Source organism: Allofournierella sp. CML151, assembly GCF_027853465.1.
Classification (GTDB): Bacteria; Bacillota; Clostridia; order Oscillospirales; family Ruminococcaceae; genus Allofournierella.
Window position 1 is genome coordinate 58,298 of sequence record NZ_JAPNNW010000016.1, and the last position, 8,525, is coordinate 66,822.

An 8,525-nucleotide genomic window follows, 5' to 3' on the forward strand; every position below is an offset into this window, starting at 1 on the left:
CTGCCGCCTCCTTATTTCTGTAAGGCTGTTCCGATGCCGATGTCCGCCACCTCTACCCGGCCGCACTGTGCCGCCGCCAGCCGGTGGCAGGGCTTCGCCGCGTGGAAGGTCACGGTCAGGTCGGCCTGCACCGCGCCCTCGGCGGCAGTTCCGCTGTCCGCCTCCAGGCCGCTGGGCAGGTCCAGCGCCAGCACCTTGCCGGGCGCGTCGTTCATCCGCCGGGCCGCGGCCAGCCCCTCCGGGCGCAAAGTCCCGTGGAAGCCGGTGCCGTACACGCCGTCCAGAATCAGGTCCGCGCTTTGCAGAAACTCCGCCTGCTCCGGCCCGTCCAGCGTATCCGCCGCCAGCACCGGCAGGCCCATTTCGCGCGCAAGTCCGCAGTTGTAAATGGCGTCGGTGGTCACCGGCTCGCCCTCTACCAGATAAAGGCGCACCGCCAGGCCCGCGTTTGCCAGATGCCGTGCGGCCACGAAGCCGTCGCCGCCGTTGTTGCCCTTGCCGCAGAACACCGCGGCGCTCTTCGCCCCGGGCCAGGTGCGCAGGGCAAGCGCCGCCGCTGCCGCGCCCGCGTTCTCCATCATCTGCCGGTAGGAAAGCCCCGCCGCGTCCGCCTGCTGCTCCAGCCGCTTCATCTCGGCTGCTGTTACTTCGCTCATCCTCGTTTCCCCCTTATGGCCCGCGCGGAGACAAACGCCCTGCGCCCGGCTTTGAAAATCCCTTTTAGGGCGGCGCCGCCCTCTTTCACGTGAAAAACGTGCGGCGGCGCCACCGGTAAACAACGTTCAGTATTACCATTATAACACAAAAGCCCCGGATGTTTTACCGATTCAGCGCGCTGATTTTGTTAATTTTTCACGAATTTTTCGTTGGATTTCGCCTATTTCGGCCCCTTTTCCGCCCCGGCGCAGAAAAAACAGCCCCGGTCCTCTGCTTTTGCAGAGGACCGGGGCCGTGTGATGTTGTGCCAAAAGGCAATCGCTTACCGCTCCTCGCGGAAGTAGTTGTTGCCCAGGAACGCCGGGATGTGCGCGCCCTTGCTGCCCCGCATGCTGGTGATGATGAGCACCAGCGCGGTGATGAGGAAGGGCAGCATGTCGAAGAAGGCGTCGGGCAGGTTCACCATGAAGCCCACCTTGTAGTATTTCAGCACGCGCAGCGCGCCGAACACAAAGCTGCCCAGAATGGCCATGTGAGGCTTCCAGGCGGCGAAGATAACCAGCGCCACCGCGATCCAGCCCAGGCCGTTCACGCTGTTGGAGATCCACACGCCGCCGTTGATGATCATGCCGCAGTAGGCGCCGCCGATGCCGCAGATGCCGCCGCCCAGCAGGATATTGAAGTACTTCCACTTGGTCACCTGGATGGAGGCCGCGTCCGCCGCGCCGGGGTTCTCGCCGATGGCCTGCACGTTCAGGCCGGTCTTGGTGCGGTAGAGGTACCAGCCGGTCACCGCCGCCACCACGATGCCCAGGTAGACGAAGGGGTTGTAGCTGAACACCAGCTCGCCCACCACCGGCAGGTCGCTCAGCACCGGAATGTGGATGCTGCGCATCTGGGCGGTCACGGTCTCGGGCAGCTTCAGGGTGCCGCTGTCCGAGGTGCCGATCATGTACACGCCGATAAAGTTGGAGATGCCCACGCCGAAGATGGTCATGGTCAGGCCCGCCACGTTCTGGTTGGCCATGAAGGTGACGGTGAGCACCGCATAGATCAGCGCGGCCAGCATGCCTGCCAGGAAGGCGCAGAGCAGCGCCACCAGGAAGTTATCGCTCAGATAGCCGCCCATGAAGCCCGCGCAGGCGCCGATGGCCATCATGCCTTCCACGCCCAGGTTCAGGTGACCCACCTTCTCGTTCAGAATCTCGCCCACGGTGCCGAACAGCAGCGGGGTGCCCGCGCCGATGGCGGCCACCAGGAATTTGATGAACATATCCATTATTTGGCGCCCCCTTTCTTGCCGCGGCCCACAAAGGCGTACCGCACGAAGAACTCACTGCCCAGAATGAAGAACAGAATGATACCCTGCAGCACGTCCGCGCAGTCGGAGGAAAGGCCGTAGGTGGACTGCACCACGCTGGAGCCCTTTTCCAGAATGCTGAACAGCAGCGAAACCACCAGAATCATACCCGGGTTCAGCTGGCACAGCCAGGCCACGATGATGGCGGTGAAGCCCACGCCGCCGGCCACGCCCATGGACAGGGTCATGTCGCTGCCCGCTGCCTGGCACACGCCCGCGATGCCCGCGATGGCGCCGGACAGGAACATGGTGCGCAGCACCACCTTTTTCACGTGGATGCCCGCATAGCGCGCGGTGTCCTGGCTTTCGCCCACCACGCTGATCTCGTAGCCCTGCTTGCTGCGCTTTAAGTAAATCCACACCAGCGCCACCAGCACCAGCATGATAATCCAGCCGAAGTGCACGCCCAGCACCTTGTCAAGACCCGCGTTCTTGTCAAACCGGGCGATCTTGGAGAAGCCGTTGGCCTCCGGGTCACGCCAGGGGCCCGCCTGCAGGTAGGACACCAGATGCAGTGCAATGTAGTTGAGCATCAGGGTGAGCAGGGTCTCGTTGGTGCCCCACTTCACCTTGAAGGCCGCGGCCAGCAGGCCCCACAGGCCGCCGCCCACAGCGCCCGCCACCAGCATCACCAGGATGAGCACCCAGTGGTTCCAGTTGGGGAAATTCAGGGCGAAGTAGCTGGCGAACACCGCGCCCATAATCAGCTGGCCCTCGCCGCCGATGTTCCAGAACTTCATTTTAAACGCCAGCGTCACGCCCAGCGCGCAGATGCACAGGGGGATGGCGAACTTCACGGTGGACTGGATGGCGATCTTGCTGCGGAACGCGCCCTCCAGAATGGTGCCGTACACGGCGATGGGATTGTGGCCGATGGCCAGGATGAACAAACCGCCTGCCACGATGCTCAGGGCCACCGCCAGCAGCCGGAAGCCGATCATCTGACGGCCGGTGCGCTCGGCATGCTTCACCACATGGAACAGCGGTTCTTTTGTTGTTTTCACGGTACCGGTCATGCCTCCTGCGCCTCCTTCTGCTTCTCTTCCTCGGTCATCTCGCCGGTCATCATCAGGCCGATCTGCTCCTTGGTCACGGTCTTGGCGTCCACCAGGCCGGTGATGCGGCCATGGCACAGCACCAGAATCCGGTCGCACAGCTCCAGCAGCACGTCCAGGTCCTCGCCGATGAACATCACGGCCACGCCCTTCTCCTTCTGCTGGTTCAGCAGGTCATAGATCACGTAGCTGGAGTTGATGTCCAGGCCGCGCACCGGGTAGGCGGTGATCAGTAGGTTCGGGTTGGATTCGATCTCGCGGCCCAGCAGCACCTTCTGCACGTTGCCGCCGCTCATCAGGCGCACCGGGGTCTCGATGCCGGGAGTCACGATGGAGAGCTTCTCCACCAGCTTTTTCGCCAGCGCACGGGCGGGAGCACGGTCCACGAAAGGGCCCTTGCCGCTGCGGTAGCTTTTCAGCAGCATGTTGTCGGTCATGCCCATGCTGGCCACCAGGCCCATGCCCAGACGGTCCTCGGGCACAAAGCTCATGGAGATGCCCAGGTCGATGATGGCCTCGGGGCTCTTGCCCAGAATGTTTTCCTTTTTATAAAGGACTGCGCCCTTCTTGGCAGGAATCAGGCCCGCGATGGCCTCGCACAGCTCCTTCTGGCCGCTGCCGGCCACACCGGCCACGCCCAGAATCTCGCCGGAGTGGATGTGGAAGCTCACGTCGTCCAGACCCTTGCTGCCGTCGGGCTTGTCCACGGTCAGGTCCACCACCTTCAGGATGGTGTGCACGTCCTTGGGCTCGGGGCGGCGGATGGACAGGCTCACCGCGTGGCCCACCATCAGCTCGGTGAGCTTGGCGGCGTCCACACCGGCGGTGGCCACGCTGCCCACGCTCTTGCCCTTGCGCAGGATGGTCACCCGGTCGCTGATGGCCAGCACCTCGTTCAGCTTGTGGGTGATGATGATGATGGCGCAGCCCTTGGCCTTCATCTGCCGCAGGATGGCGAACAGCTTGTCGGTCTCCTGGGGGGTGAGCACGGCGGTGGGCTCGTCCAGAATCAGAATCTTCGCGCCCCGGTACAGCACCTTCAGGATTTCAACGGTCTGCTTTTCCGAAACGCTCATCTCGTACACCGGCTTCTCCGGGTCGATTTCCAGGCCGTAGTTGGCGCACAGCTCCTTGACCTGGGCCTTCAGAGCCTTTTTGCCCGGCAGCTTGCCGGGAGTGCCCAGCACGATGTTCTCCATGGCGGTGAACACCTCCACCAGCTTGAAGTGCTGGTGAATCATGCCGATGCCCAGGTTCTGGGCGTCCACCGGGGAGCTGATGCTCACCGGCTGACCGGCCACGAAGATCTGGCCGTCGTCCGGATGATAGATGCCGGAGATCATATTCATCAGGGTAGTTTTGCCGCTGCCGTTCTCGCCCAGCAGGGCCAGGATCTCGCCGTACTGTACGTCCAGCTCGATGCCGTCGTTGGCAACCACGCTGCCGAACCGCTTGGTGATGCCGCTGCAGCGGATGGCGCATTTCTGTTCGCCCATGAGGTTCCTCCTCCTTGCGTTCATGGTTGTGTGCGGGGCCGCGGCCCCATATACCGGAAAAAAGGGCGGTCATCAGGACCGCCCTTTTCAGGGTTATGCGTTGGGTTTGGCGTTATGCCTGCTCCTGCACGTTGGACACATACCAGTTGCAGGTGCCGTAGTCGGCGCCCTCCAGAGTATGGGTGTTGCCCTCGTTGTCCAGGATCTCGGTCTTGCCGTCGAATACGTCCCACTCACCGGAAACGATCTGGGCCTTCACCTCGTCGATCTTCTCGGCGGTGCCCTCAGCGATCAGGTCGGTGTTCAGGTCGGCCAGAGTTACCAGACCGTCGGCCATGTCGCCGAAGTAGTTGTCCACCTTCTCACCGGCAACCCAGGTGCCGTCGATCACGTTCTGCACAGCCTGGGTGTAGTAAACGCTCCAGTCCCACATTACGCTGGTCAGGGTGGCAGCGGGAGCATCCTTGCTCATGTCGCTGTTGTAGCCCACGCCCCAGACACCGTGCTCCTCAGCGGCCAGCTGGGGACCGGCGGTGTCGCAGTGCTGACCGATCACGTCGCAGCCGGAAGCGATCAGGGCCTCGGCGGCCTGCTTCTCGCCTTCGGGATCAAACCAGCTGTTGGTCACCTTCACGTAAACCTGAGCATCCGGGTTCACGCTGGCAACGCCCATAGCGAAGGCGTTGATGCCGCTGGTAACCTCGCCGTTGTCCTTGCCCATGGCGGCCACGTAGCCGATCTTATTGGACTCGGTCTTCAGGCCGGCGGCGATGCCGCTCAGGTAACGGGCCTGGTAGATGCGGCCGAAGTAGTTGTTGAAGTTGGTGCCGTTGGACTTGTTGCCGGTGCCGTGGCTGAAGATGATGTCCGGGTATTCCTCGGCCATGGCCTCACAGGTGTCCATGTAGCCCCAGGAGGTGGCGAAGATGATGTTGCAGCCTTCCTCCACCAGCTCGGTCAGAGCGTTCTCCACAGCGGCGGCGTCGGTGTCGGACACGTTGATCTTCTCCACCAGCTGATCCTCAGACAGGCCGATGTTCTTCATCATGCCCTGGATGCCCTGCTCATGGGTGTAGCTGTAGCCGGTGCCCTCAGCGGGGTCGGACAGGTGCACAACGCCCACCTTGATGTCTTCCTTGGCGATGCCGGCGCCGGTGGCCTCACCGGAGGCGGCGGCGCTGCCGGAAGCGGCGGTGGAAGCAGTGCTGCCGGAAGCGGTGCTGCCGCCGCAGGCGGCCAGGCTTACGGCCATCACAGCGGCCAGCGCAAGGCTCAGAATCTTCTTCATGTGAAAAATCCCCCTTACATGGTTGTTTCATTCGTTCCATTCCAAAAAAACGCTGCGAGCAGGCGGCCGGGCCGCCTGCTCCCCCAAGCTCGTTTCTTTGAGTACGTTACCCATTGTAGCCGTTCTTTTTCACGATTTCAACACTTTTCCCCGTGCCGTTCGCATCTTCGGCAAGATACACGACGGCCCTTTCCATTTGCACGATCATTTTGTCTGTTAAGACAATGTAAAAACCCCGCAAACCGGCCTGAAATGCGGGTTTGCGGGGTTTTTCAAAGTCTCAAAAGTATTACTTTTAACTTTCGTTCGTGGACGTTTGTACAAGCACTTCCGGCGCGTCAAAACGCCCTCTCTGGCTGAGGGTGAAGGCGGTGCAGGCAAGGCCCGCGGCCAGCAGCACCAACTCGGTGAGCACCGATGCAACGGTGGTATTCACCACGTAGGAAAGGCCCATCAGCACGAGGGAAACACCGGCGTTGAAGGCGGTGTGGGCCAGGATGGCCGCCAGATAAAGCACCGGGCGGCGGCGCTTCACCGCCAGGAACACCAGGCAGGTGGCGAACACGTGGTACATCACCGCGCTCACCCGCTCCAGAATGCCCAGGTAGACCATGAGCGGGCTGGCGGCAGCCAGCTGCTGGGTGACGGCCTGCAGCAGGTCATTGCCGAAACCCATAGAGGAAGCCAGCTGGGGGTCCCGCACCAGCATGCAGAACAGCAGATTGTTCACCTGGCCCAGACCGACCAGCAGAATCACCTCGCACAGGCCGTGGCCCAGACCGAAGCTGATCATATCTTTATAGGTACGGTGCTTTTTCAAAAGCTTTGCCCCCACCAGCCGGGCGGTCTCCTCAAACAGACCGGCGGACAGGCCGCTCACTACGATCACATACACCACGGTGTGGGTGGCGAAGGCCGCAAACCAGCTCTGGGTACCGAGCACCTGCAGCAGCGGAATGCGCAGAATGATCTGGCTGATAAAAAAGCTCAGAAAGCCCGCCAGCAGCGGCAGCGGGTTCACCTTCCGGGTGATGAGCAGCACGATCAGCAGCAGAACCGGCAAAATCAGGGTGCACACCAGCGACACCCCGAAGGAAACCACCAAAGCGTCCGAAATCATATCCTCATTCCCCCCTTTTCAGTCCACAAAATGCACGGCGGTGCCGTAGGCGATGCACTCGGCGGCACTCTGCATCACGCTGGAGGAGGCATAGCGCAGATTCAGCACCGCGTCCGCCCCCAGCGCCTCGGCCTCCTTGGCCATGCGGCCGGTGGCGATCTGCCGGGCCTCAGCCAGCATCTCGGTATAGGCAACGATCTCGCCGCCCACCAGGCCCTTCATGGCGCTCATGAAGTCCTTGCCGAAGTTTTTGCTCTGCACCACATTGCCCTTCACCACGCCCAGCACCTCGTAATTTCTGCCGGGGATGTGGTCAATAGTTACGATAATCATCGATCTCTCCTCCTTTGATCTCCTGAATACGCTGCCGCAGCGCCAGTAGCGCCCCCACCAGAAACAGCAGCGGGATGCTCAGCAGCAGCACCGCAACGCCCAGCGGTGCGGGCTCGGTGCTCAGCGCCCAGGCCAGAAAGGCCTCGGTCACCAGCATCAGGGCCACAAAGATGCCCGCCGCAAGCCAGGCTCCCCTCGCCCGTTTTTTCCGGTCCCGTTCCTTCACATCCACAAAGCGCACCCCCGTTTCCTCCAGCCGGGCCATCTCCTCCAGCCGTTTGGCCGCGTCCAGCTCCGCCAGCAGGCCCGGCTCCTTCGCCAGCTCGGCGCACAGGGCCTGGGCGGTGTCCAGGTTCTTGCGCCGGTTCTCCAGCGTCACCAGATGGCGGCGCATCCCCTGGGCCAGGGTCAGGCGGCCCTCCAGCATCACGGCAATCTCACTGAGCGGCACGTCCAGCTTACGCAGCAGCTTGATGCGCCGCAGCCGGTCCACGTCCTCGTCGGTGTAGCTGCGGTAGCCGTTGCCCGCCTCCCGGCGCGGGCAGAGCAGACCCTCCTTTTCATAAAAACGGATGTTCTTCTGGCTCATTCCCACCAGAAGCTCCACCTGTTTGATCTGCATGGGCCTTTCCTCCCCTCCGCACCGGAACAGCCCGGCTGTTTTGCGCGCGCCGCCTCCCCTTTGACCGGCGGCATGCTGTTGTTTCAGTTATAACATATACCCTCTACCGGGTGGAAGGTCAAGTGTTTTTTGCCTTGGGAACACCGCATAATTCACGTCTGACGGCTCAGGCGGCGTATCACGCCAAAATTTCCGTGCTATTTTCCAAAAATGCGCGCGGGTCCACCAAGGATTGGCTGTGCTTTTTGGTTCTTATCCCATCTTTTGGGCGAAAAATTTTCCGGCGCGCTCCACCACCCGGAATGATGCGGTGCCGCCCTTGTTTTCCGCAATTTTTTGTTTCCTCCCACCGGAAGCTTCCTCAAAACCGCACAAAAAGCCGCAGCCGGGATGTTCATCCCGGCTGCGGCCTTGCATTTCATTCAGATGGAGCGGAGGGAAAATTATTCGCCTTCCGTGCTCTTCTTGCGGTTGATGGCAAACACGATGGCCGCGATTACCACAATGGCAACCACTGCGCCGCCGATCACCATGGGCATCACGCTGCCGCTGGTGTTCTCACCGGGCAGGTTGGCCTGCGGGGTGCTCTCGTCG

At 62.0% G+C, this 8,525-nt stretch carries 8 protein-coding genes; all 8 read right to left on the reverse strand.

Features of this window, described 5'->3' with window-relative positions; genetic code table 11:
- Positions 1-11: 11 nt before the first annotated feature.
- The 8 genes from PH256_RS11555 to PH256_RS11590 all read right to left on the reverse strand — a co-directional run bounded on the left by PH256_RS11555 (position 12) and on the right by PH256_RS11590 (position 7,931).
- Positions 12-656, reverse strand: coding sequence for an NAD(P)H-hydrate epimerase (locus PH256_RS11555; protein ID WP_270914313.1), 645 nt, complete (start codon positions 654-656; stop codon positions 12-14).
- 323 nt (positions 657-979) lie between these two features.
- Positions 980-1,936: an ABC transporter permease gene (locus PH256_RS11560; protein ID WP_087185331.1), complete on the reverse strand. Its 957-nt coding sequence runs from the start codon at positions 1,934-1,936 to the stop codon at positions 980-982.
- Complete coding sequence (locus tag PH256_RS11565) at positions 1,936-3,033, reverse strand: ABC transporter permease (protein ID WP_270914314.1); 1,098 nt, start codon at positions 3,031-3,033, stop codon at positions 1,936-1,938. Before PH256_RS11565 ends, PH256_RS11560 begins: the two co-directional genes overlap by 1 nt.
- Complete coding sequence (locus tag PH256_RS11570; RefSeq protein ID WP_087185333.1) at positions 3,030-4,568, reverse strand: ABC transporter ATP-binding protein; 1,539 nt, start codon at positions 4,566-4,568, stop codon at positions 3,030-3,032. The genes PH256_RS11565 and PH256_RS11570 overlap by 4 nt, the downstream gene beginning before the upstream one ends.
- A 112-nt stretch (positions 4,569-4,680) precedes the next feature.
- On the reverse strand, positions 4,681-5,856 hold the full coding sequence (locus tag PH256_RS11575; RefSeq protein WP_270914315.1) for a BMP family ABC transporter substrate-binding protein: 1,176 nt from the start codon (positions 5,854-5,856) through the stop codon (positions 4,681-4,683).
- Between the two features lie 295 nt (positions 5,857-6,151).
- Positions 6,152-6,976 carry a YhfC family intramembrane metalloprotease gene (locus PH256_RS11580; RefSeq protein WP_270914316.1) on the reverse strand — a complete coding sequence of 275 codons (825 nt, stop codon included), beginning with the start codon at positions 6,974-6,976 and terminating at the stop codon, positions 6,152-6,154.
- A gap of 18 nt (positions 6,977-6,994) precedes the next feature.
- A complete protein-coding gene (locus PH256_RS11585) occupies positions 6,995-7,309 on the reverse strand; it encodes a YbjQ family protein (RefSeq protein WP_270914317.1) in 315 nt (104 codons plus the stop codon).
- The gene (locus tag PH256_RS11590; RefSeq protein WP_270914319.1) at positions 7,290-7,931 is read right to left on the reverse strand and encodes a MerR family transcriptional regulator; all 642 of its coding nucleotides are present in this window, start codon (positions 7,929-7,931) and stop codon (positions 7,290-7,292) included. The genes PH256_RS11585 and PH256_RS11590 overlap by 20 nt, the downstream gene beginning before the upstream one ends.
- Positions 7,932-8,525 lie beyond the last annotated feature (594 nt).

Coding starts and splice junctions, on each gene's coding strand:
- PH256_RS11555 (WP_270914313.1), bottom strand. CDS start 656: ATGAGCGAAGTAACAGCAGCCGAGATGAAGCGGCTGGAGCAGCAGGCG.
- PH256_RS11560 (WP_087185331.1), bottom strand. CDS start 1,936: ATGGATATGTTCATCAAATTCCTGGTGGCCGCCATCGGCGCGGGCACC.
- PH256_RS11565 (WP_270914314.1), bottom strand. CDS start 3,033: ATGACCGGTACCGTGAAAACAACAAAAGAACCGCTGTTCCATGTGGTG.
- PH256_RS11570 (WP_087185333.1), bottom strand. CDS start 4,568: ATGGGCGAACAGAAATGCGCCATCCGCTGCAGCGGCATCACCAAGCGG.
- PH256_RS11575 (WP_270914315.1), bottom strand. CDS start 5,856: ATGAAGAAGATTCTGAGCCTTGCGCTGGCCGCTGTGATGGCCGTAAGC.
- PH256_RS11580 (WP_270914316.1), bottom strand. CDS start 6,976: ATGATTTCGGACGCTTTGGTGGTTTCCTTCGGGGTGTCGCTGGTGTGC.
- PH256_RS11585 (WP_270914317.1), bottom strand. CDS start 7,309: ATGATTATCGTAACTATTGACCACATCCCCGGCAGAAATTACGAGGTG.
- PH256_RS11590 (WP_270914319.1), bottom strand. CDS start 7,931: ATGCAGATCAAACAGGTGGAGCTTCTGGTGGGAATGAGCCAGAAGAAC.